Raw genomic sequence first — 21784 nt, 5'->3', positions numbered from 1 at the left:
GTACGGGGACGAGTGGCCGGAAAGCCAATATGTGCAAGAATCCGGCCATGCGCCGTCATCGTATCGCCGTGGTCGCGCTCAACCACTTCGCCCCTCTCGACTTCGGCATCCCCGGCCAGGTCTTCTGGGCCGCGGAGACCCCGGGCGGCGAGAAGCTGTACGAGGTGGTGACCTGCTCCGAGGGCCGCCGGCCGGTGCGCTGCTCGGCGGGCTACAGCGTGCAGCCCGACCACGACCTCGACGTGCTCGACACGGCCGACACCGTCCTCGTGCCCGGCATCCACGCGGGCCGGGTGCTCAAGGACGGCACGCTCTCCGCCGAGCTGCGCGCCGCCCTGCGCGACCGGCCGCGGGTGATGTCGATCTGCACGGGAGCGTTCGTGCTGGCCGCGGCCGGGCTCCTCGACGGCCGTCCGGCCACCACGCACTGGCGGGAGGCGCCCCGGTTCGCGGAGCTGTTCCCGCAGGTGAAGCTGGACCCCGACGTCCTGTTCGTGGACGACGGCGACGTGCTGACCTCGGCCGGCGTGGCCTCCGGCATGGACCTGTGCCTGCACGTCATCCGGCGCGACCACGGCAGCGAGGTGGCCAACCGCACCGCCCGCCGGTGCGTGATGCCGCCGTGGCGGGAGGGCGGCCAGGCCCAGTACGTCGAGCGGCCGCTGCCGGACGACACGGCCGGCGGCCTGGGCGCCACCCGGGAGTGGATGCTCGCCCACCTCGACCGCCCGCTCGACCTCAACGCCCTCGCCGGGCACGCCAGGATGAGCGTGCGCACCTTCACCCGGCGCTTCCGCGAGGAGACCGGGGTGAGCCCGGCCAGATGGCTGGCCGCCCAGCGGGTGCAGCACGCCCGGCACCTGCTGGAGACCACCGACCTCGGGGTGGAGGAGGTGGCCAGGCGGGCCGGGTTCGGCACGGCGGTCTCGCTGCGCCAGCACCTGCACGCGGCGGTGGGGGTGGCGCCGCTGGCGTACCGGCACACGTTCCGGCGGGTGTGATCTTCCGCCGCGTCCGCGTTCCACCTAAAGTCGGGACATGACCGAGACGGACCGCGTGCCGGCCGGGATCGACCCCAGCGTGCCGAGCGTCGCCCGCATGTACGACTACTACCTCGGCGGCCGGGACAACTTCGCCGTGGACCGCGAGGCCGCCGAGAAGATGATCGAGCTCGGCCGGCGGCTCGGCAACGACGCCCGCGAGATCGCCCTCGCCAACCGCGCCTTCCTCGGCCGGGCGGTGCGCATGCTGGCCGAGGCGGGCGTGCGCCAGTTCCTGGACATCGGCGCCGGGCTCCCCACGCAGGACAACGTCCACCAGGTCGCGCGACGGCACGGGCCCGGCTCGCGGGTCGTGTACGTCGACAACGACCCGATCGTCCTCACCCACGCCCGCGCCCTGCTCGCCACGGATCCCGACGTCATCGTCGTGCGGGGCGACCTCAAGGACCCCGACGCGATCTTCGACGATCCGCGCGTGGCCGCGCATCTGGACCTGTCGCAGCCGTTCGCCGTCCTGATGGTCGCCGTGCTGCACTTCGTCCCCGACGACGCCGAGGCCGGGCGCATCGCCGCGCGGGTGCGGGAGCGGCTGCGGCCCGGCGGGCATCTCGTGCTGTCCCACCTGTACGCGGGCGACGCCGGCGAGGACGCCGAACGGGCCGGACGCCAGGTGTACGCGAACACGCCCTCCGGCGGCCTCGCGCGGCGTGACCGCGGCCAGATCGCCGCCTTCTTCGACGGGCTGGAGCCGGTCGGGCCCGGCGTGGTGCCGGTCGCCGACTGGACGCCGGACGGCGCGCCCGGCGGGGAGCACGACTACGTGAGGTCCGGCATCCTGGCCGGCGTCGGCCGCGTCCCGGCCTGACCCTCCCGGCCGCAGCGGTCACGCGACGTACGGGCTGACGACGTCCACCACCCAGGTGACGCCGAAGCGGTCCTTCAGCATGCCGTAGAGCGCCGCCCACTCGGCGGGCCCGAACGGCCGCAGCACGCTCGCCCCGACGGCGAGCTTCTCCCAGTACGCGGTCACCTCGTCGGCGTCCTGGCCGCGCAGCGAGAGGAAGAACGCGTTCTGGCCCTGGTCCCACGGCTGGCCCGACGGCACGTCGTAGGCCATCACCCGGAATCCGTTGGGGGCGCTCACCTGGCCCCACATGACCTGGCCGGCCTCGGCCGGGTCCTGGACGTTCCCGGCGTCCTGGTAGGTGACGGCGACGACGTCGCCGCCGAACACGGACTGGTAGAAGGCGAGCGCCTCGCGGGCGTCGCCACGGAAGTTGAGGTGGGTCACGGCGTCGACGGACATGATCGCTCCTTGCGGATGGTGGTCATCGAGCGGGCAAGGCAAGCGGCCCGTTCGATGACCACCGTTCCAGCCGAAGCGGCCAGGTTGTGTCCTCTTCCAACCGTGGCCTCACAGCAGCGCGTCCGCCACCGGGACGGTGCTGTAGTCCTCGCCCGTGACCGGGCGGATGTCCTCCCACGGCACCCAGCGCGCCTGCCCCTCGTGCGCGACGCCGTCGTCCGCCGGCCGCGCCCGCGGCGGCCACAGCAGGAAACCCCATCGTTCGCCCGCGGCGTCGTCACCCCAGGCGAGCAGATAGCGCGCCGCGCCGGCGCGAAGAACGATCGGCGGCCGCCAGAGCTCGGGAAGGTCCTTCGGCGTGAGATCCATGTCTCCATTATACGAACGCCAGTTCGAAATGGCCAGTGATCAAATGTCATCAGGCAGAGTGGCCATCCGGTTGAGCACGGGGACCAGGTGCTCCTCCTCGTAGTCCAGGTGGGCCTCCAACTCGCGGGTCAACCGCTCCACCTCGTCCGCGACGCCCTCCCCCACCCCTTCCTCGCCCAGCAGCCGCCGGACGCGCTCCAGGAGCCGGGCCACCACCCGATGCTCGGCGCCGAGCCGGCGCAGGACCTCCGCCAGGTCGGGATGCTCGACGGCCAGGTGCGGGAACAACGTGGTGTCCTCGCCCTCGTGATGGGCGTGCAAAGCGTCGCAGAACGCCAGGCAGTGCGCACGCAACTCACCCCCGCCCGGCCCACGCAGCCCGGCGCGCAGGGCGGCGAGATCGCGGCGGAAGCCGTCGTGCAGCTTGATCAGCTCGTCACCCCAGGCGACGAGACGCTGGTCCCCGGTCATGCGATGCGCACCCTTCCGTGTACGGCGGCGAAGAGAGCCGCGACCAGCGCCGCACCTGCGGCGAGGGTGAAGGCCCAGCCGGGCCCGCCGGCAGCCAGGACCACCGCGCCCACCGCTCCGGCCAGGCTGCTGCCGAGCACCCTGACCAGCGCGTTGACGCCGCCGGCCGCCGCGGTCCTGGCGGGTTCGACGTGTTCGACGGCCATGGTGCCGAGCGCCGCGTAACCGAGTCCGACGCCGAGGCCGAGCACGGCCGTGGCGGCGTACAGTCCCGGTCCGCCGCCACGCAGCACGGCGAGCCAGGCGGCGGCGACCGTCACCAGCGCCGAGCCGACCGCGACCAGCGTGGCGGGGGCGAAGCGGCGCATCAGCGGGCCGGCCAGCACGGAGACCGCGAGCATCAGGACCGTCGTCGGCAGCAGGTACAGCCCCACCTGGAGCACGGACGCGCCGAGCGTGCCCTGCGCGTAGGCCGACACCGTGGTGATCGCGGCGAACAGCGCGAACCCGATCAGGAACGACGCCACCGTGGCCCCCACGGTGCTCCGGTGCAGCAGCATCGGTATCTCGATCAGCGGGGACGGCGCCCGGCGCGCGGCGGCCACCCACCCGGCCGCCACCGCCACGGCGGCGGCCAACAGCGCCAGGGTGAGCGGCGACGTCCAGCCCCACTCGGCGCCCTTGTTGAGCGCGAGCAGGAGGCAGACGAGCCAGCCCGAGACGAGCACCGCCCCGGCGAGGTCCAGCCGCTCCCCCGGCCGCCCCTGCATCCGCAGCCCCTCCCGCACGGTGGCCGCGACCAGGACGAACGCCAGCGCCGCCAGCCCGGCGAGCATCCAGAACACCGTCCGCCTGTCCCCGTCGACCAGCCCCGCGACGATCATGCCGCCGCCGCTGCCGACGCCGATGGTGGCGCTCAGCACTCCGATCGCCGACGGCAGCCGCTCGGCGGGCAGCGCCTGCCTGACCAGGCCGATGGCGAGCGGGAGCAGCGGCGCGGCCAGCCCTTGCAGCACGCGTCCCGCGATCATGGGCGCGAGCGTGTCCGAGACGGCGCTGAGCACCGATCCGGCCACGAGCAGCGCGAGGGCGACCAGGGACATCATCCGCCGCCCGTACAGGTCGCCGAGGCGGGACAGCAGCGGGATGGCGACCGCGCCGGACAGGAGCCCGGCGGTGAGCGTCCAGGAGACGGAGGCGGGCGAGGCGGCGAGCTCGCGAGCCAGCCGGGGCAGCAGCGGCACGACCACGGTCATCTGAAGCGTGCCGACGGCGACGCCGTACGCGAGCGCCCCCACGGCCGCCCGGCTCGCGAAGGAGTTTTTATACATGTATAGAAAGTAACATGACAGGATGCCAGCGCGCACCGGCCGCCCACCGAAGATCTCCAGGGCCGACATCGTGACCGCCGCCCACCGGGTCATCGAGGAGGACGGCGTGGCGAGCCTCACCATGCGCCGCCTCGCCCGCGAGGTCGGCAGCACGGCCATGGCCCTCTACCACCACGTACGCGACAAGGAGGAGCTCCTCCTGCTCCTCCTCGACGACTACGCGGCGGGCCACGCCCGCCCGGCCGAGGAGGAGCTGCCGGGCGAGCCGCGCGAGCGCGTCGTCGCCGTGGCCACCGCGATGCGCGAGGCGCTGGCCGGCTGCCCGTGGATCGTGGACGTGTTGCGCGCCGACGACCTGCTGTCCGTCGGCGGGCTCTGGTACCCGGAGAAGATCATCGACGCGGCCCTGGCGGCGGGGCTGGCGATGGAGGACGCGGTCTCGGCGTACCGGATCATCTGGCACTACACGGCCGGCGAGATCGGCGCCAGGGCGGCGGCGGCCGGGCGGCGGGCGGAAGGCGGGAGCACCTACCGGGAGCGGGTGTTCGCGGAGCTGGACGCGGACGCGTTCCCGCGCCTGGCCGAGGTCGGGCCACGGTGGGCGGAGCTCACCGCAAGGGACACCTACGACCGGGGGCTGCGCGCGCTCGTCGCGGGCCTGCTGCCCTGACCGAAGCCCCCGGCGAACGCCCTGCGGTAGGCGGACGGCGACGTCCGCATGGCCCTGGTGAAGTGGCGCCGGAACGTCACCGCGCTCTCGAACCCCACCGCCGCCCCGATCTCCTCCACCGGGACCCCCGTGGACTCCAGCATCGGCAGGCTGGCCGCCACCCGCTGCGCGATCACCCACCGCAGCGGGCTGGTGCCGGTACGCCGGTGGAAGTGCCTGATGAACGAGCGCTGCGACATGGTGGCCACGCGTGCCAGGTCGGCCACGGTGATCGGCCGGGCCAGGTGCTCCAGGGCCCACGCCATCGCCCGCGCCACCGCGTCGTCGCCGCCGACCGGCGTGACCGCCGCCTCGATGAACTGGGCCTGCCCACCCTCCCGGTGCGGCGGCACGACCAGGCGGCGGGCGACGGTGTTGGCGACGCGCGGGCCGTGGTCGGTGCGGACGAGGTGGATCAGCAGGTCGAGCCCGGCGGCGCTGCCCGCGCTGGTCAGCACGTCGCCGTCGTCCACGTACAGGACCGAGGGGTTGACCCGGACGGCGGGGAAGCGCTCCTGGAGCAGGGCGGCGTACCTCCAGTGGGTGGTGGCCGGGCGGCCGTCGAGCAGCCCGGCGGCGGCCAGCGCGAAGGCGCCCGAGCAGATCGACACCATCCGCGCGCCGCGCCCGTGCGCCCGGCGCAGCGCGGCCACGAGCGGGTCGGGCACCGGCCCGCGCACGTCCGCCACCCCGGGGACGATCACCGTGTCGGCCTCGGCCAGCGCGTCGAGCCCGTGCTCGGCGCTCATGGTGAAGCCGCCCACCACGCGCAGCGGCTCCGGGGACGCCGCGCACACCCTGAGGTCGTACCAGGGCACGCCGAGCTCGGCCAGCTCCGGCCGGGGCAGCCCGAACAGCTCCACCACGCAGCCCAGCTCGAACGGCGCCATCCCGTCGAAGGCCAGCGCGGCGACCCGGTGCGGCCGGGCCAGGTCGGGGAGGAGCATGAGCGCATGTTAGCCGGGCTCCTCCAGCGGCAGAGGAAGTGCATGCATATCTCGGCGGTACAGACGGTTCTCCCCGATCACCGCTACGAGCAGGCGGAGATCACCGAGGCGTTCGCCCGTCTGACCCACTGCGACGAGGACCTCCTTCGGCGCTTCCACGAGGCGACCGGAGTGACGGGCCGCAGTCTCGCGCTCCCGCTGGAGGACTACGCCAAGCTCGACTCCTTCGGCCGCGCCAACGACGCGTACGTGGAGATCGGCCTCGACCTGAGCGAGCGGGCGCTGACGGCGGCCCTCGACCAGGCGGGCGTGGAGCCGAAGCGGGTCGATCACCTGCTGTTCTGCTCGACCACGGGCCTGGCCACGCCCTCGCTGGACGCGCGGCTGGCCAAACGCATGGGGCTGCGGCCGGACGTGAAGCGGCTGCCGGTGTTCGGCCTTGGGTGCGCGGCCGGGGCGTCGGGCCTGTCCCGCCTGTACGACTACCTGCGCGGCTGGCCGGACCACGTCGCGGTCCTGGTGTGCCTGGAGCTGTGCTCGCTCACCATCCAGCGGGACGACACCTCGATCGCGAACCTCGTGGCGAGCGGCCTGTTCGGCGACGCCGCGGGGGCCGTCGTGGCCACCGGGCGCGGACGGGGACCGGAGGTCGTGGCGACCCGCAGCCGGCTGTACGCCGGCACCGAGCACCTGATGGGCTGGGAGGTCGGCGACCACGGCTTCCGCCTCGTCCTGGACGCCGATCTGACCAGTTTCGTCGAGGAGGTGCTGGCGGGCGACATCCGGGCCTTCCTCGCCGACTACGGCCTGACCCCCGACCAGGTGGGCACCTGGATCTGCCACCCCGGCGGCCCCAAGGTCATCGAGAAGATCGTGGAGACGCTGGGCCTGCCGCCGAAGGCGGTCGAGGTGACCTGGCGCTCGCTGCGCCGGCACGGCAACCTGTCGTCGGTGTCGGTGCTCAACGTGCTGCAGGAGACGCGCGGCCGGCCGGGGGCGCCCGCGGTACTGATGGCCCTGGGGCCGGGCTTCTCCGCCGAGCTGCTCCTGCTGCACTGGTGAACGCCTACCTGGTGCTGATCGGGCTGGTCGTCATGGAACGACTGGCCGAGCTGGTCGTGGCCCGGCGCAACCTGGCGTGGGCGCGGGCGCGGGGCGGCGTCGAGCACGGCAGGCGCCACTACCCCTGGATCGTGGCGGCGCACGTGGCGCTCCTGGTGGCCGCGCCGGCCGAGGTGTGGCTGCTCGACCGGCCGTTCGTGCCGGCGCTGGGCTGGCCGATGCTCGCCGTGGTGCTGCTCGCGCAGGCGCTGCGCTGGTGGTGCGTCGCGACGCTGGGGCGGCAGTGGAACACGCGGGTGGTCGTGGTGCCGGGGCTGCCGCTGGTGAGCGGCGGGCCGTACCGGTGGGTGCGGCACCCCAACTACGTGGCCGTCGTGGCGGAGGGGGTGGCGCTGCCGCTCGTCCACACCGCCTGGATCACCGCGCTGGTGTTCACCGCGGCCAACGCGGTCCTTCTGACGATTCGGATCACGGAGGAGGACCGGGCGCTGGCATCCTGTAGCTCATGAGAGAAGAGTTGCTGCCGATGATGCGCGGGGCCGCCCAGCGCACCGCCGACCTGGTCACCAGCATCCCCGAGGAGGAGTTCGGCCGGCCCACGCCGTGCCAGGAGTTCGACGTCCGGGGGCTGATCAACCATCTGGAGTGGGGCGCCTCGCTGTTCGAGTCGGTCGCGGGTGGCGGCGAGTTCCTGCCGCCGAAGGAGTACACCGGCGACTTCCCCGAGCGGGCCGAGCGCATGCTGATCGCCTGGGAGAAGCCGGAGTCGTGGGAGGGCGTCAGCGAGGCCATGGGCGGGCTGCCGCGCACGGTCCTCGCCCACATGGCGCTCACCGACCTGGTCGCCCACGGCTGGGACCTCTCCCGGGCGACCGGCCGCGGCTACGAGGTGGAGGAGGCGACCGCCGCCAGGCTGCTCGCCTTCGCCAAGGACATGGCGCCGATCGGCCGGGCGCGGGGCGCGTTCGGCGAGGAGGTCGCCGTGCCGGAGGACGCGCCCGCGCTGGAGAGGTTCCTCGGCCTCATCGGCCGGGATCCGGCCTGGAGACCGTGATCGGCTCCAGCCCCTCGGGCTGCTTGCCGGGGTAGAGCCCGGTGAGCAGGGTGCTGACGCTGTAGAGGTGCCAGGCGAGCGCGGGCTTCTTGACCACCGGGTCGGCGAACAGGGCCCGCGCCTCGTCGGGGTTCACGATGGGCGCGAGCGCGTCGAGGCTGCCGAGCACCTGCCGGCGCAGCACGTCCGTGAGCGCGGGCCCGGGGCTGGTCCGCCAGCTCCAGCCGCCGCCGGTCTTCACGGTCGGCATGGCGGGCGGCGGGACGTGGGTCCACGGCAGACGCCGGGTCAGGCCCTCGGCGAAGCGCCACGGCTTGCCCTCGATCGGCACGTCGCGCAGGCGGGGCGCGAAGCGCAGGACGAGCTGGTAGATCACCTCTTCCGACAGCCGCCAGCGCTGGTCGAGGGCGAGCGCCGCGCGCACCACCCGGTTGTCGAGGAACGGCCGCACCGGATCGCCCCGGCGCAGGGCGCCGGCCCGCGCGCTGGCCTGCCACCGGCCGACCTTGTACCAGATGTAGATGTGGTCGAGGGCCTCCAGCCGGTCGGGCCGCTCCTGCCAGGGGCGGGCCAGCTCGCGGGCGTGCTCGTTGGCCTCGGCCGTGAACAGCTTGTCGTCCTTGCAGAAGGTCGTGGTGATCCGGCGCAGCAGAGCCTTGTCGCCGAGGTCGGTCTGCAGGAGGTTGAGGCTGCCCGCGCGCAGCGTCTCACCGCTCTGCCCCGACATGGTCGGCTTGCCGGAGTACGGCAGGTAGCTCACGATCGACTCGTACGCCGACGTCATCCCCTCGCACGTGCGCAACGTCTCCCACGCGCGGGCCAGCGGGTGCTCCACCAGCACGGCGTCCTTGGCGGCCGTCTGCGGCGGCGCGATGACCGTGTGCTCGACCTTCAGCTCGGCGGCGATCCGCCGCGCGATGATCACGTCGGGGTGGGTGTCGAGGCCGTTCGTCGTCACCCGGAACGGCACCCGCGCGGCGTGCAGCAGCGCCGCCAGGACACGGGTGTCGCGCCCGCCGGTCAGCGCCAGGTTGACCGGCTCGCCCAGGGAGCGCAGCGGCTCGACGGTGGCGAGCAGCGCGTGGGCCAGCTCGTCCACGGCGGCCCGCTTGGCCCGGCGGCTCTCCGGGGGCGGCGCGGCCTGCGGCAGCGGGGTCTCGATGATCACGCGCCGGCCGTCGCGCACCTCGACCCGCGTGCTCGGCCGCAGCGCCGACACCCCTTTGTACGGCGTCTCGTCCGACAGGAAGAACCCCTGCCTGACCATGGTCTGGAGGGCCAGGACGTCGTGCTCGACACGGTCGCCCGGCTGGGCCATCAGGTGCACGAGCAGGGCTCGGCTGCCGATGAGGTACAGGTCGGGCGTCTCGGCGTGGAAGACGGGGCACACCCGGTTGATCGCCGTGCTCGCGCCCAGCTCGCCGTCGCGCGCGTACCAGGAGGAGAAGCAGCCGCCCAGCGGGTCGCCGGGGTCGCGGGGCAGCCGGGCGACGTCGGCGGGGTCGGCCAGGTGGCCGTTCAGCCCGATGATCCGGCCGCCGTGCTCGGACAGCAGCGGCGGCTGACGGAGGTCGTCGGGCTCGTTGGTCCAGCCGAGCAGGGAGACGCCTCTGCCGTGCCATTCTCGGCCGCGGATGACGTCCGGGGGCACGGGGAAGGCGAGCTCGATGACGGAACGGGCCTTCTCCAGGACAGGAAGAGGGATCTCTCCATGCTTCGCGGCTATACCGAGGTAGACGCGCATGCCAGTCAGATCTATCTCATTTACACCGATTGTCACAACTGATCACGTATCGATCGCGGTTTGTGCTCGCTTACGTCACCGCCCCGGCGAACCACCGGTCAGCCGCCGTCGTAAGAGGTCGGAGGTGGTTGAAGATGAGAATCCGCCCGTTATTGATCGGCTCCGGACTGGTCGCCGTCCTCGCGCTCGCCGGGTGCGGCGGCTCCGGCGGCAGCACGGGAAGCGCCGATCGCGCCAACGCGCCCGTCGCGTCCCAGGGCCCCGCCCGGCCGGAGTCGTCGGCCAAGGAACGGGACGAGCAGGAGACGGCCACGGCTCAGATCTCCACGTTCGCGCTGGACGTGGACACCGCCTCGTACGGCTACGCCCGCCGCGCCCTGGAGGAGGGCCGCTGGCCCGAGCCGGACCAGATCCGCCCCGAGGAGTGGGTCAACGCCTTCCGCCAGGACTACGAGCAGCCGCCGGACGACGGTTTCGCGGTGCACGTGGACGGCGCCCTGCTGCCCGGCGGCCGGGACGAGGCCGTGCTGCGGGTGGGCCTGCAGACCCGCGCCACCGAGGCCGCCGCGCGCCGGCCGGTCAACCTCACCTTCGTGGTCGACGTGTCCGGCTCGATGGCCGAGCCCGGCCGCCTCGACCTGGTGAAGTCCTCGCTGCGCACGCTGCTCGACCAGCTCGCGCCCGGCGACCAGGTGTCGATCGTGGCCTTCAGCGACGAGGCCGAGGTGCTGGCCTCGATGACCCCGCTCACCGCCCGCGCCGAGCTGTCGGCCGCCGTGGACCGGCTCGACGTCGAGGGCGGCACGAACCTGGAGAGCGGTCTGGTCGCCGGCTTCCAGGAGGCGGCCAAGGCGTTCCGCCCCGCCGCCACCAACCGGGTCATCCTGCTCTCCGACGGCCTCGCCAACCAGGGCGAGACCGAGTGGCAGGGCATCCTCACCCAGGTCAAGGAGTACGCCGCCCGCCAGGTCACGCTGCTCACCGTCGGCGTCGGCCGCGAGTACGGCGACACCCTGATGGAGCAGCTCGCCGACAACGGCGACGGCATGGCCGTGTACGTCAGCTCCCAGCAGGAAGCGGACAAGCTCTTCACCACCCAGCTCACGGCCACCATCGAGCTGCGCGCCCGCGACGCCAAGGCCCAGGTGGTCTTCAACCCGTCCGTCGTCGACACCTACCGCCTCATCGGCTACGAGAACCGCGCCCTGACCACGGAGGAGTTCCGCGACGACAGCCGCGACGGCGGCGAGATCGGCCCCGGCCACGCGGTGACCGCTCTCTACGCGCTCAAGCTCAAGCCGGGGGCGCGCGGGCAGCTCGCCCAGGCCACGGTCCGCTGGCAGGACCCCGACACCCGTGAGGCGTCGGAGGCCGGCAAGTCGCTGCGCGCCGCCGACCTGGCCGAGGGCGTGTGGGACAAGGGCACGCCGGTCCGGCTCCAGGTGGACGTGCTGGTGGCGGCGTTCGCGATGTACCTGCGGGAGCGGCAGGCGTTCGGGCTGGACCTGCCGGACCTCGCCGAGCACTCCACCCGCCTCGCCTCCCTGTCGGAGGACCCGATGGTGAGCGAGCTGACGACGCTCATCGACAAGGCCCGCTCAGTCGGCTGACCGTCGGCTGACCGTCGGCTGACCGGGCGCGGAAAACGATTTGCCGAGGATCGGCCGGGCCTAGCAAGGTGTCAGGCATGAACCGGCACGACCTGATCACCCCACCGGCCCGGCTCGGCGAGAGCGTCCTGCCCGACGGCCGCCGCCTGGCCCGCGCCGAATGGGGCCCGGCCACCGGGACGCCGGTCGTGCTCTGCCCGGGGGCGGGCACGAGCCGGTGGCTCGGCTTCGGCGCGGGCGTCGTGGACGAGCTCGGCGTCCGCCTCATCTCCCTCGACCGGCCCGGCCTCGGCTCCTCCGACCCCGATCCCGGCCGCACCCTGACCTCCTGGGCCGCCGACGTCGCCGCCCTCGGCCTCGACGAGCCGCGGGTGGTCGGCTTCTCGCAGGGCGCCCCGTTCGCGCTGGCCTGCGCGTTCGTCCCGGGCGTGCGCCGGGTGGCGGTCGTCTCGGGCGCCGACGAGGTCGCCACCATGGCCGAGTCGCTGCCCGGCCACTTCCGTGAGCTGGTCGAGACGGTCGCCGCCGACCCGGCCGCCGCCGAGAAGTTCTTCTCCTCCCTCACCCCCGACGCCCTCTGGGACATGATCGTCCCCAACAGTCCCGCCGTGGACCGGGAGATCTACGAACGGCCCGGCTTCGCCCGCGCCTACCGCCGGGCCATGTCCGAGGCCTTCGCCCAGGGCCCCGCCGGCTACGCCCGCGACAGCGTGCTCGCCATGAGCCCCTGGCCGTTCCCGCTCGCGGAGGTCCCCGTCCCCGTCGACCTCTGGTACGGCGACCTCGACCTGCACCACTCCCCCGACCAGGGCTTCACCCTGTCCCGGCGGATCCGCGGCGCCCGCCGCCACCTGATCCCCGGCGCGGGCGGCTCCCTGCTGTGGACGCACGCCGAGCCGATCCTGCGGGCCCTGCTGGAGTAGCCGGTCCGGGGTGGTCGGTGAGTCCGATACACTCGTACTCACGCAAGGGGCTATAGCGCAGTTGGTAGCGCGCCTCCATGGCATGGAGGAGGTCTGGGGTTCGAATCCCCATAGCTCCACAGACGATGACGAGATCCCGTCCGATCACCTCGATCGGGCGGGATCTCGTCGTTATCCGGTGCGGCGGGCCAGGTGCAGAGCGGTATCGACGCTCAGCGTCACCTGCTCGCCGATCGGCTCCTTGAGCGCCGCGAAAAGCTCGGCGCGAGTGGTGTCGTCGAGCATCAGGTAGACCGACTGCGTGGACAGATACGCCAGGTAATCGGCGCCTGACAGTATCCGCTCCGAACGATACAAACGTGCCGACAGTTCGCCGAACTCAGCCAGCGTCTCCAGCTCGACCTGCGGCCACGAAGCGGCGAGCGAAGCGTCGTCGATCGGACGGGTGTTCGGCGTGATGTGCGGTGCATGTCGCTGATGCGCCGCGAGCACGCCGGCCACCACGTCGGGATCCTTGGGGCAGTGGAAGTTCCAGAACAGAGCCAGCGCCCCGCCCGGAGCGAGTGCCGCGGCCGCCTTCTCCCACCTCACCGCCGGGTCGGTCCAGTGCCAGGCCTGCGCGCTGAACAGCAGGCCGAACGGCTGATCCGGCAGATAGTCCTCGAAGGAGGAGACCGCGATCGTCACCTTCGGCAGGCCCGCCACGCGTTGTTCCAGCACGGCGGCCATCGCCGGATCAGGCTCGACGGCGGTGAGGGTGACGCCGCGCGCGGCGAACAGCGCCGTCGCCTTCCCCGTGCCCGCACCCACCTCAAGGGCCGGAGCTTCCGCGAGCCGGGCATAGGTCAGGATGTCGTCCACCAGCTCGGCCGGGTAGCCGGGCCGGATTCTGTCGTACTCGTCGGCCACCTCGCCGAACACTCTGGCTCGTACGCGCTCTGTGGTCATGGTTCACGATCTCACGGACGGGTGGTGGAGCGGGGGCCTGGTTCGAGGGCGGCGTAGGCGTCCTTCACCCAGTCGGTCAGCAGGGGGCGGGTGTCGGCGGGGTCGATGATGTCCTCGACCAGGAACGCCTCCGCCGTACGGAACGGCGACCGCACCGCCTCCAGCCGTTCGGCGATCTCCGCCTTGAGCGCCGCCGCCTCCTCGCCCGCCTCGGCGAGCAGGCGCTTGAAGGCGACCTCCAGGCCGCCCTCGATCGGCAGCGAGCCCCAGTCGCCGGACGGCCAGGCCACCCGGAAGGTGTAGCGGTCGTGCGGCCGGTGGGCGGCCCCGGCGACGCCGAAGACCCGGCGGACCAGCACCGAGGCCCAAGGGACCGTCGACTGGTAGACGGCGGCGAGCGCGCGGGCGCCGCGGCGGATGGTGCCGGCCCGCTCGGCGGCCGTGCCGATGACGAAGCCCGGCTGGTCCACCAGGTGCACCACCGGCAGGTGGAAGGTCTCGGCCAGGTCGACGAAGCGGGCCAGCTTGTCGGAGCCCTGCGCGGTCATGCCGCCGCCGTAGACGCGGGGGTCGGCGGCGAGGGCCGCCACGGGATGGCCGTCCAAGAGCGCCAGGGCGGTGATCACGGAGGGCGCGAAGCGGCGGCCCAGCTCCAGGACGCTGCCGGTGTCGAAGACCAATTCAAGCGCGCGGCGCATGTCGTAGGGGCGGCGGCGCTCGCGTGGCACGAGCTCGCGCAGCTCGGGAGCGGTCCGGCCGGGCGCGTCGGCGGACGGCGTGACCGGGGGCGGCTGCCAGGCGTTCTGCGGCAGGTACGACAGCACCCGCCGGGTGAGCGCGAACGCCTCCTCCTCGGTGCCCGCGACCAGGTCGACCGTGCCGGCCGCGGCGGCGACCCGCCAGCCGCCGAGCTCCTCCTTGCCCACGCTCTCCCCCATCCCCGCCTCCACCACGGCGGGGCCGGCGATGAAGACCTGGGACAGCTCCTTCACCATGATCGAGACGTGCGAGGTGACCAGGCGGGCCGCGCCGAGCCCGGCCACCGGGCCGAGGGCCAGGGAGATCACCGGGATCCGGCCGAGGTTGGCCACCACCTGGTCCCAGCCCGGGTTGTACGGGACGTAGGTGCGCCCGAACTCCTCGAGCTGCTTGACGCTGCCGCCGCCGCCCGTGCCGTCGATGAGCCGGACGAGCGGGACGCGCAGCTCGCCCGCCATGCGCTCGGCCAGGATCTGCTTGTCGTGGATGGCGGCGTCGGCGGCCCCGCCGCGTACGGTGAAGTCGTCGCCGGACACCACGATCCTGCGGCCGTCGAGGCGGGCCCGGCCGATGATGACGTTGGACGGCGTGACGCCGCCGTCCGCGGCCCGGCCGGTCAGCGCGCCGATCTCCTGCCAGGAGTCGGTCAGCGCGGCCAGCCGCTCGCGTACGGTGAGGCGGCCGGTGGCGTGCTGGCGAGCGACGCGCTCCTCGCCTCCCATGCGTTCGGCCAGCTCCCTGCGCCGGCGCAGCTCGGCGAGTTCGGGGTCCCACACGGCGTGACTCCTTCCCGGCGGTTGGCGTACCGGCCGGTCGGTACGCTACCGGGAGCCGCCCCCGAACGCCATCAAAGGGTGTAGTCGAAGGTGTAGGAGTGGCCGCCGTCCGGGCCGATGACGATCTGCATCTCGCCGCGCAGGCCGGTCAGCTCCCCGGTCCCCGAGTCCGGCACCACCGACACGCGCAGCGAATGCGCGCCCCGGTCGCTGACCGCGTTGTGCTGGACGACGAAGCTGCCCGACCGGCCGTGCAGGGCGCCCTCGATGCGCTCCAGCGCCACGTACGAGCGGGAGTCCTCCACAGGGGTCGTGGCGATCATCAGCGTGACGAGGCTGGTGCCGGTGAGGTCGCCGTGGAAGGTCTTCGTCATGGTGACGAGGCCGAGCGTGACGCCGTCGCGCTCCTCGTAGGGCTGCTTGGCGTCCCAGTTCGCGGTGTCGAAGGTTCCCTTTGCGGTCATGGCGTCCATGCTGGCGGACGTACCTGTCAGGTTCCGTCAGGTTCCGGCGAGGAGTTCCACGACGGGGGCGAACGCCTCCAGGCAGGCGGCGTTGACCGTGACGTACGACACCCCGAGCCGGTCCCTGCGGCGGCGCAGCACGTCCGCCATCTGCGCGGGCGTGCCGCGCAGCACGCCGGTGGCCTCGGGGCCGAGGGGGCCGAGCCAGGCGGGCGGCTCGGCGCCGGCGGCGGCCAGGTTCATGCCGAGCTCCAGGTCGTGGAAGCGGTCGCCGGCCAGCTCGTACAGCTCGTCGAGCTTGGCCGCCACCTGCTCCTCCGTGGCGTGCGGCGGGACGCCGAGCGCGACCGTGTCCGCCCTGGCGGCGGCCAGCCGCAGCAGCCGGGTGCCGGCGGCGGCGACGAGGATCGGCACGTCCTTCGACTCCGCGGCGACCGCGTCGATGGTGTCGGCGAGCCTGCGCACCCGCGCGCCCGCGGTGCCGAAGGGCAGGCCGAGCTCGGCGGCGTCGTGCGCGGCGTCCGGGCGGCCGGCGCCGAGGCCCAGCTCGAAGCGCCCGCCGGACAGCTCACGCAGCGTCGCGGTCTCCCAGGCGACGGCGCGGGGCGTGCGGTTGGCGACGCTCAGCACGTACGTCCCGACCCGCAGCCGGCTGGTGACCGCGGCCGCCGCGGCGGCCGCGCTGAACGGCGAGAACGTGCCCAGCGTGTCGGGCACCAGCAGCGTGGCGTAGCCGAGGTCCTCGGCCCGCCGGGCCAGGCCGCACCAGTCGGGGGCTCGTCCGGCGACCGCGCCGAACCTGAAGGGGTGATCGCTCATGCCCTCGACGATCGCCTACGGGCGGCTCCGGCGCATCGTCCCCGCGACCGGTGGGCGGCTACGCCCGTGGACGCAGCGCGCGCCCGGCGGGCTACTCCCCGGGCGGTAGGGCTACTCCCCCAGCAGGCGGCGGGTGAAGTCGTTGGCGAACTTGCCCTCCGGGTCCAGCCGGGCGGCCAGCGACCGGAACCGCTCGGGGCAGGACGGCCACCGGGTGAACAGCTTGCCCCAGTGCGGCCGCGGCTCGAACGGCGCCAGCGTCTTCTCCACCAGCTCCAGCACCGGCCGCACGCCCTCCGGGTCCTTGATCCAGGTGAAGTGGACGCCGACGCTGTCGCGCCCGTGGAAGGGGCTGAGCCACAGGTCGTCGGCGGCCACGGTGCGCACCTCGGAGATGTGCAGCACCGGCCGGATGCGCTCGCCGATCGCGAACAGCGCGCGCAGCGCCTCGACCGCGTGCTCGCGCGGCAGGATCAGCTCCGACTGCAGCTCGTCGCCCGCGCCGCTGGGCTCGAAGTCGGCGCGGAAGTGCGGCAGCCGTTCGTGCCAGGGGCCGGGCACGCCGAGCTGCGTGGTGCAGGGGTCGGCGGGCATGCTGGGCAGCGGGTGGCGGGGGCCGTCGGCGGGGCGGGTGCCGTACCAGTCGGCGGGCAGTTCGGACGGCTCGCCGGTGCGCTTGAGCCAGACGCGGGTCTCGCGCCAGTCGGTGAAGAGGCTGACGCTGTAGCCGGCGGCCATGATGTCGTCGAAGTGGGCCAGCGCCTCGACCGGCAGGCCCTCGCGGACGTACTGGCGTACCTCGAAGGAGGGCACCACGTCGAGGGTGAGCGAGGTGACGACGCCGAGCGCGCCCAGGGCCACCACCGCGCCGGGGAAGTCGGCGTCGCCGCGGGCGAGGGTGAGCGTCGAGCCGTCGGCGGTGACGAGGTCGAGCGAGGAGACGGCGGCGGCGAGGCTCGGGATGGCGTCGCCTGAGCCGTGGGTGCCGGTCGCGACCGAGCCGGCGACGGAGATGTGCGGCAGCGAGGCCAGGTTGGCCAGCGCGAGGCCGTGCGCGTCGAGCTGCCGGGCGAGCCGCGCGTACGTCATGCGCGCGGGCACCCGGACCTGCGCGGCGGCGCTGTCGATCTCGACGGCGTCCGGCATCCGGTCGAGGACGACGAGGTCGCCCGTGGTGTCGGCGACGTCGTTGAACGAGTGGCCGCTCCCGAGCGCCCGCACGCGGGCGCTGCCCGCGACGAGCCGGCGCAGTTCGTCGAGCGAGGAGGGGTGATGGACGTCACTTGCCCGGAATGCGGTGTTTCCCGCCCAATTGCTCAGCGTCACGGCCTTACCTTCCCACAACCACCGCTTGTCAGCCCGATCAGGTGCCGCTAGTTTCGTCTGGCCGCTGACGGAGGTGCGCCGTGCTTTACCTGTACGAGGCCATAAGCGTGGTCACGCTCGTGCTGTGGCTCTACTGCCTGTTCGACGTGATCACCACGCCGGAGCCGCTCTGCCGCAACCTGCCCAAGATCCTCTGGCTGGTGATCGTGTTCCTCGCGCCGCTCGTCGGCTCGATCGTGTGGCTGCTGGCCGGCCGCCCGGAGCGGCGGGCGCCGGCGTCGCCGAGCACCTTCCCCGAGTACGACCGCCCCGGCCGCTTCGCCGCCACCAACCCCGATGACGACGAGGAGTTCCTGCGCCGCTGCCGCGAACGCGCCGAGGAGCAGCGCAGGAACGCCCCGAAGAGACCCGCCGAGGACGATTAGAAGCCCTGGGCCAGGCGGTAGTACGCCTGGTTCCAGCGCAGCTCCTTGGTGAAACGCTCGGTCGTGGTGGCGGCGTCGATGATCACCAGCTCCACGCCCAGCATCTCGGCCAGGTCCGTCAGCTCCTCGCGGGTGACCGCCGTGGTGAGCACCGTGTGGTGCGGCGCGCCCGCGGTGAGCCACGACTCGGTGGACGTACGCAGGTTCGGCCGCGGCTGCCACACCGCGCGGGCCACGGGCAGCTTCGGCAGCGGCTGCGGCGGCGCCACGACGTCGATCTCGTTGGCGACCAGGCGGAACCGGTCGCCCATGTCGGCCAGGCCGACCACGATGCCGGGGCCGGGAGCGGCGTCGAACACCAGCCGCACCGGGTCCTCCCTGCCGCCGATGCCGAGCGGGTGGATCTCGCAGGACGGCGTGTCCGCGGCGATCGACGGGCAGACCTCCAGCATGTGCGCGCCCAGGATCAGCTCGTTGCCGGGCGTGAGGTCGTAGGTGTAGTCCTCCATGAAGGACGTGCCGCCCGACGGGGACATCGACTTCAGCGTCCGCAGCAGCACCGACGTCTTCCAGTCGCCCTCGCCGCCGAAGCCGTAGCCGTCGGCCATGAGGCGCTGCACGGCCAGGCCGGGAAGCTGGCGCAGGCCGCCCAGGTCCTCGAAGTTCGTGGTGAAGGCCCGGTAGCCGCCGGCCTCCAGGAAGCTCCGCAGGCCCAGCTCGATCCTGGCCGCGTAGCGCAGCGACTCGCTCCGCTCGCCGAGCAGCTCGGGGACCACCCGGTACTGCTCCTCGTACTCCTTGACCAGCGCGGCCACGTCCGCGTCGGAGGCCGCGTCCACGGCCTCGACCAAGTCGTTGACGCCGTAGGTGTTGACCGAGACGCCGAAGCGGAGCTGCGCCTCGACCTTGTCGCCCTCGGTCACGGCCACGTCGCGCATGTTGTCGCCGAACCGCACCAGCTTGAGCTGGCGCACCTCGGCGAGGCCCGTGGCGGCGCGCGCCCACGCCTCGATGCGCCCGCCCACGGCCGGGTCGCTGACGTGCCCGGCCACGGTCTTGCGCGGCACGCCGAGCCGGGTCTGCACGAACCCGAACTCGCGGTCGCCGTGCGCGGCCTGGTTGAGGTTCATGAAGTCCATGTCGATGGTGCTCCACGGGAGCTCGACATTGGCCTGGGTGTGCAGGTGCAGCAGCGGCTTGCGCAGCGCGTCGAGCCCGGCGATCCACATCTTGGCCGGGGAGAAGGTGTGCATCCAGGCGATCACGCCGGCGCACGAGTCGTCCGCGTTGGCCTCCAGCATCACGCGCCGGATCGCGGCGGCGTCCGTGAGCACGGGCTTCCACTCGACCGTGACGGGCAACTGCTCGGCGATGCGCTGGGACTGCTCGGCCACCTGGCGGAGCGTGTCCTCGCCGTACAGCCCCTGGCTGCCGGTCAGAAACCAGATCTTCAACGCGGGCTCCTCTGTCCGTAGACGTTCTGGTAACGGTCGTACAGGCGGTCGATGTCGTCCTGGGCGATGGGCAGGGGCCGGCCGAGCTGGCGGGCCACGTGCACGGTACGGGCCACGTCCTCGCACATGACGGCGGCCTTCACCGCCGCCTTGGCGTCCTTGCCGATGGTGAACACGCCGTGGTTCTGCATGAGGACCGCCTTGGAGCGGTGCCCCTTGAGCGTCTCGACGATGCCCTGCCCGATCGAGTCGTCGCCGATCAGCGCGAACGGGCCGACGGGGATCTCGCCGCCGAACTCGTCGGCCATGGCGGTGAGCACGCACGGGATCGCCTCGCCGCGGGCGGCCCAGGCGGAGGCGTACGTCGAGTGGGTGTGCACGACGCCGCCGACGTCGGGCATGTTGCGGTAGACGTAGGCGTGCGCGGCGGTGTCGCTGGAGGGGGCGTGCTCGCCCTCGACCAGGTTGCCGTCGAGGTCGCACACCACCATGTTCTCCGGGGTCAGCTCGTCGTAGGAGACGCCGGAGGGCTTGATGACGAACAGGTCCTCGCCGGGGACCCGGCCGGAGACGTTCCCGGCCGTCCACACGACGAGGCCGTACCTGACCAGCTCGGCGTGCAGCTCGGCGACGACTGCGCGGGGGTTCTTCATGCCTGGGCCTCGTTCCTGATGGCGCGCAGCGTGTGGAGCATGCGGCCGTCTCCGAAGAAGTCGTGGAGCCTGCGGTACTCGGCGTAGAGCCGGTCGTAGGCGTCGGCGCGGTCCGGGTCCGGCGTGTACGCCGCCTCGGTCCGCTTGCCCATGGCCGCCGCCGCCTCCTCGATGCCGGAGTAGGCGCCGGCGGCGACCGCCGCGTGGATGGCCGAGCCGAGCGCGGGCCCCTGGTCGGAGCCGATCACCGACAGCGGCCGGCGCAGCACGTCGGCGTAGATCTGCATGAGGAAGGGGTTCTTCAGCAGCCCGCCGGCGACGACGAACTCCTCGACGGGCACGCCGGCCCGCTCGAACGTCTCGACGATCATGCGGGCGCCGTACGCGGTGGACTCGATGAGCGCGCGGTAGACGTCCTCCGGCCGCGTGGCCAGGGTCTGGCCGACGATGACGCCGGAGAGGTTGTGGTCCACGAGCACCGAGCGGTTGCCGCCGAACCAGTCGAGCGCCACCAGGCCGTGCTGGCCGACGGCCTGCTTCTCGGCGAGCGCGGTCAGCTCCTCGTGGCCGAGGCCGCAGCTGTCGACGTACCAGGCGAAGATGTCGCCGACCGCCGACTGTCCCGCCTCGTAGCCCCACAGGCCAGGGACGATGCCGTCGCGCACGACGCCGCACATGCCGGGCACCTCGGCGAGCCGGTCGCTGGGCATGATGTGGCAGGTGGAGGTGCCCATGATGGCGACCATCTGGCCGGGGCGGACGGCGTCCGCGGCGGCGGCGGTGACGTGCGCGTCCACGTTGCCGACGGCGACCGCGATGCCCTCGGGCAGGCCGGTCCAGCCGGCCGCCTCGGCGCTCAGCCGGCCGGCGAGGCCGCCGAGCGGGGCGAGCGTGACGCCGCCCTCGTCGGCTCCCACCTTGCCCGTGGCGAGCTTGTCCACGAAGCCGGCGAAGCCGGGGTTGAGCTCGGCGAGGAACTCCTTCGACGGGTAGGTGCCGTCCTGGAAGACGCCCTTGTAGCCGGCAGTGCAGATATTGCGGCTCTCGACGCCGGTGAGCTGCCAGATGATCCAGTCGGCGGCCTCGATCCAGCGCTCGGCCCGCGCGTAGACGTCGGGGGCCTCCTCCAGGACCTGCAACGCCTTGGCGAACTCCCACTCGGAGGAGATCTTGCCGCCGTAGCGCGGCAGCCAGCTCTCGCCGCGCCGCGCGGCCAGCTCGTTGATGCGGTCGGCGTGCGGCTGGGCGGCGTGGTGCTTCCACAGCTTGGGCCAGGCGTGCGGCAGCTCGGGGGTCTCGACGCAGAGCGGTGTGCCGTCGGCCGTGGTCGGCAGCACGGTGCAGGCGGTGAAGTCGGTGCCGATGCCGACGACCTGCTCGGCGGGCACGCCGGCGGCGGCGAGCGCGGCGGGCACCGCGCTCTTCAGCACCTCCAGCCAGTCCTGCGGCGCCTGCAGCGCCCAGTCGGGGCCGAGCCGCACACCGGAGCCGGGCAGCTCCCGCTCGATGACGCGGTGGGCGTACTCGTGGACGGCGCTGCCGAGCTCCGCGCCGTCGCTGACCCGGACGACGACCGCGCGTCCGGACAGCGTGCCGAAGTCGACTCCTACCACATAAGTGTTAGCGTTCACAT

Annotated in this window: 23 protein-coding genes and 1 tRNA gene; 10 read left to right on the top strand and 14 right to left on the bottom strand. The window is 73.1% G+C overall.

Features of this window, described 5'->3' with window-relative positions:
* Positions 1-47 precede the first annotated feature (47 nt).
* Both SMD20_RS42725 and SMD20_RS42720 read left to right on the top strand, forming a co-directional pair.
* Positions 48-1001: a GlxA family transcriptional regulator gene (locus tag SMD20_RS42725; protein WP_329592174.1), complete on the top strand. Its 954-nt coding sequence runs from the start codon at positions 48-50 to the stop codon at positions 999-1001.
* Between the two features lie 37 nt (positions 1002-1038).
* Positions 1039-1866: an SAM-dependent methyltransferase gene (locus SMD20_RS42720; protein WP_329592172.1), complete on the top strand. Its 828-nt coding sequence runs from the start codon at positions 1039-1041 to the stop codon at positions 1864-1866.
* An 18-nt stretch (positions 1867-1884) separates the two neighbouring features.
* On the opposite strand, the gene SMD20_RS42715 is transcribed toward SMD20_RS42720, so the two are convergent.
* The 4 genes from SMD20_RS42715 to SMD20_RS42700 all read right to left on the bottom strand — a co-directional run bounded on the left by SMD20_RS42715 (position 1885) and on the right by SMD20_RS42700 (position 4478).
* Positions 1885-2307 (bottom strand): VOC family protein, encoded by a 423-nt coding sequence (locus SMD20_RS42715; RefSeq protein ID WP_329592170.1) that lies wholly within the window; start codon positions 2305-2307, stop codon positions 1885-1887.
* A gap of 108 nt (positions 2308-2415) precedes the next feature.
* Positions 2416-2676 carry a hypothetical protein gene (locus tag SMD20_RS42710; protein ID WP_329592168.1) on the bottom strand — a complete coding sequence of 87 codons (261 nt, stop codon included), beginning with the start codon at positions 2674-2676 and terminating at the stop codon, positions 2416-2418.
* 39 nt (positions 2677-2715) lie between these two features.
* Positions 2716-3147 (bottom strand): hemerythrin domain-containing protein, encoded by a 432-nt coding sequence (locus SMD20_RS42705; protein ID WP_329592166.1) that lies wholly within the window; start codon positions 3145-3147, stop codon positions 2716-2718.
* The gene (locus tag SMD20_RS42700; protein ID WP_329592164.1) at positions 3144-4478 is read right to left on the bottom strand and encodes an MFS transporter; all 1335 of its coding nucleotides are present in this window, start codon (positions 4476-4478) and stop codon (positions 3144-3146) included. The genes SMD20_RS42705 and SMD20_RS42700 overlap by 4 nt, the downstream gene beginning before the upstream one ends.
* A gap of 22 nt (positions 4479-4500) precedes the next feature.
* Between SMD20_RS42700 and SMD20_RS42695 the strand changes: the two genes are divergently transcribed.
* Positions 4501-5148, top strand: coding sequence for a TetR/AcrR family transcriptional regulator (locus tag SMD20_RS42695; RefSeq protein WP_329592162.1), 648 nt, complete (start codon positions 4501-4503; stop codon positions 5146-5148).
* On the opposite strand, the gene SMD20_RS42690 is transcribed toward SMD20_RS42695, so the two are convergent.
* The gene (locus tag SMD20_RS42690) at positions 5103-6134 is read right to left on the bottom strand and encodes a helix-turn-helix domain-containing protein (RefSeq protein ID WP_329592160.1); all 1032 of its coding nucleotides are present in this window, start codon (positions 6132-6134) and stop codon (positions 5103-5105) included. The genes SMD20_RS42695 and SMD20_RS42690 overlap by 46 nt on opposite strands.
* Before the next feature lie 42 nt (positions 6135-6176).
* On the opposite strand from SMD20_RS42690, the gene SMD20_RS42685 reads away from it, so the two are divergent.
* From SMD20_RS42685 to SMD20_RS42675, 3 genes are read left to right on the top strand one after another with little or no spacing between them, the layout of a single operon-like run.
* A complete protein-coding gene (locus tag SMD20_RS42685) occupies positions 6177-7196 on the top strand; it encodes a type III polyketide synthase (RefSeq protein WP_329592158.1) in 1020 nt (339 codons plus the stop codon).
* Positions 7193-7705: an isoprenylcysteine carboxyl methyltransferase family protein gene (locus SMD20_RS42680; protein ID WP_329592156.1), complete on the top strand. Its 513-nt coding sequence runs from the start codon at positions 7193-7195 to the stop codon at positions 7703-7705. Before SMD20_RS42685 ends, SMD20_RS42680 begins: the two co-directional genes overlap by 4 nt.
* Entirely contained in the window at positions 7702-8250 is a 549-nt protein-coding gene (locus SMD20_RS42675; RefSeq protein WP_329592155.1) for a TIGR03086 family metal-binding protein, read from the top strand. Before SMD20_RS42680 ends, SMD20_RS42675 begins: the two co-directional genes overlap by 4 nt.
* Here the strand turns inward: SMD20_RS42675 and SMD20_RS42670 are convergent.
* Positions 8219-9994 (bottom strand): asparagine synthase-related protein, encoded by a 1776-nt coding sequence (locus tag SMD20_RS42670; RefSeq protein WP_329592153.1) that lies wholly within the window; start codon positions 9992-9994, stop codon positions 8219-8221. The two genes, SMD20_RS42675 and SMD20_RS42670, sit on opposite strands and share 32 nt — an antisense overlap.
* A 134-nt stretch (positions 9995-10128) precedes the next feature.
* On the opposite strand from SMD20_RS42670, the gene SMD20_RS42665 reads away from it, so the two are divergent.
* The 3 genes from SMD20_RS42665 to SMD20_RS42655 all read left to right on the top strand — a co-directional run bounded on the left by SMD20_RS42665 (position 10129) and on the right by SMD20_RS42655 (position 12646).
* Entirely contained in the window at positions 10129-11604 is a 1476-nt protein-coding gene (locus SMD20_RS42665) for a vWA domain-containing protein (RefSeq protein ID WP_329592150.1), read from the top strand.
* Between the two features lie 77 nt (positions 11605-11681).
* Complete coding sequence (locus tag SMD20_RS42660) at positions 11682-12527, top strand: alpha/beta fold hydrolase (protein WP_329592148.1); 846 nt, start codon at positions 11682-11684, stop codon at positions 12525-12527.
* A gap of 46 nt (positions 12528-12573) precedes the next feature.
* Positions 12574-12646: transfer RNA gene (locus SMD20_RS42655), tRNA-Ala, on the top strand.
* A gap of 52 nt (positions 12647-12698) precedes the next feature.
* On the opposite strand, the gene SMD20_RS42650 is transcribed toward SMD20_RS42655, so the two are convergent.
* The 5 genes from SMD20_RS42650 to SMD20_RS42630 all read right to left on the bottom strand — a co-directional run bounded on the left by SMD20_RS42650 (position 12699) and on the right by SMD20_RS42630 (position 17619).
* On the bottom strand, positions 12699-13448 hold the full coding sequence (locus SMD20_RS42650) for a class I SAM-dependent methyltransferase (protein ID WP_329592146.1): 750 nt from the start codon (positions 13446-13448) through the stop codon (positions 12699-12701).
* Positions 13449-13486: 38 nt separating this feature from the next.
* The gene (locus tag SMD20_RS42645) at positions 13487-15010 is read right to left on the bottom strand and encodes an acyl-CoA carboxylase subunit beta (RefSeq protein WP_329592144.1); all 1524 of its coding nucleotides are present in this window, start codon (positions 15008-15010) and stop codon (positions 13487-13489) included.
* A gap of 71 nt (positions 15011-15081) precedes the next feature.
* Entirely contained in the window at positions 15082-15474 is a 393-nt protein-coding gene (locus tag SMD20_RS42640; protein ID WP_329592142.1) for a DUF3224 domain-containing protein, read from the bottom strand.
* A 36-nt stretch (positions 15475-15510) separates the two neighbouring features.
* Positions 15511-16293 (bottom strand): LLM class flavin-dependent oxidoreductase, encoded by a 783-nt coding sequence (locus SMD20_RS42635; RefSeq protein ID WP_329592140.1) that lies wholly within the window; start codon positions 16291-16293, stop codon positions 15511-15513.
* Between the two features lie 111 nt (positions 16294-16404).
* Positions 16405-17619 carry an FAD-binding protein gene (locus tag SMD20_RS42630; RefSeq protein WP_329592138.1) on the bottom strand — a complete coding sequence of 405 codons (1215 nt, stop codon included), beginning with the start codon at positions 17617-17619 and terminating at the stop codon, positions 16405-16407.
* 80 nt (positions 17620-17699) lie between these two features.
* Between SMD20_RS42630 and SMD20_RS42625 the strand changes: the two genes are divergently transcribed.
* Positions 17700-18044, top strand: a complete 345-nt coding sequence (locus tag SMD20_RS42625) for a PLD nuclease N-terminal domain-containing protein (RefSeq protein ID WP_329592136.1) — start codon at positions 17700-17702, stop codon at positions 18042-18044.
* On the opposite strand, the gene araA is transcribed toward SMD20_RS42625, so the two are convergent.
* From araA to araB, 3 genes are read right to left on the bottom strand one after another with little or no spacing between them, the layout of a single operon-like run.
* On the bottom strand, positions 18041-19498 hold the full coding sequence (araA, locus tag SMD20_RS42620; protein WP_329592134.1) for an L-arabinose isomerase: 1458 nt from the start codon (positions 19496-19498) through the stop codon (positions 18041-18043). The two genes, SMD20_RS42625 and araA, sit on opposite strands and share 4 nt — an antisense overlap.
* On the bottom strand, positions 19495-20151 hold the full coding sequence (locus SMD20_RS42615; RefSeq protein ID WP_329592132.1) for an L-ribulose-5-phosphate 4-epimerase: 657 nt from the start codon (positions 20149-20151) through the stop codon (positions 19495-19497). The genes araA and SMD20_RS42615 overlap by 4 nt, the downstream gene beginning before the upstream one ends.
* Entirely contained in the window at positions 20148-21764 is a 1617-nt protein-coding gene (gene araB, locus SMD20_RS42610; protein WP_442942633.1) for a ribulokinase, read from the bottom strand. Before araB ends, SMD20_RS42615 begins: the two co-directional genes overlap by 4 nt.
* Between the last annotated feature and the right edge of the window lie 20 nt (positions 21765-21784).

Origin of the sequence: Nonomuraea sp. LP-02 (assembly GCF_036289125.1) — a bacterium.
Lineage (GTDB): Bacteria > Actinomycetota > Actinomycetes > Streptosporangiales > Streptosporangiaceae > Nonomuraea > Nonomuraea bangladeshensis.
Note: the sequence above shows the minus strand (reverse complement) of the source record. Positions and strands in the feature narration are given on the sequence as shown.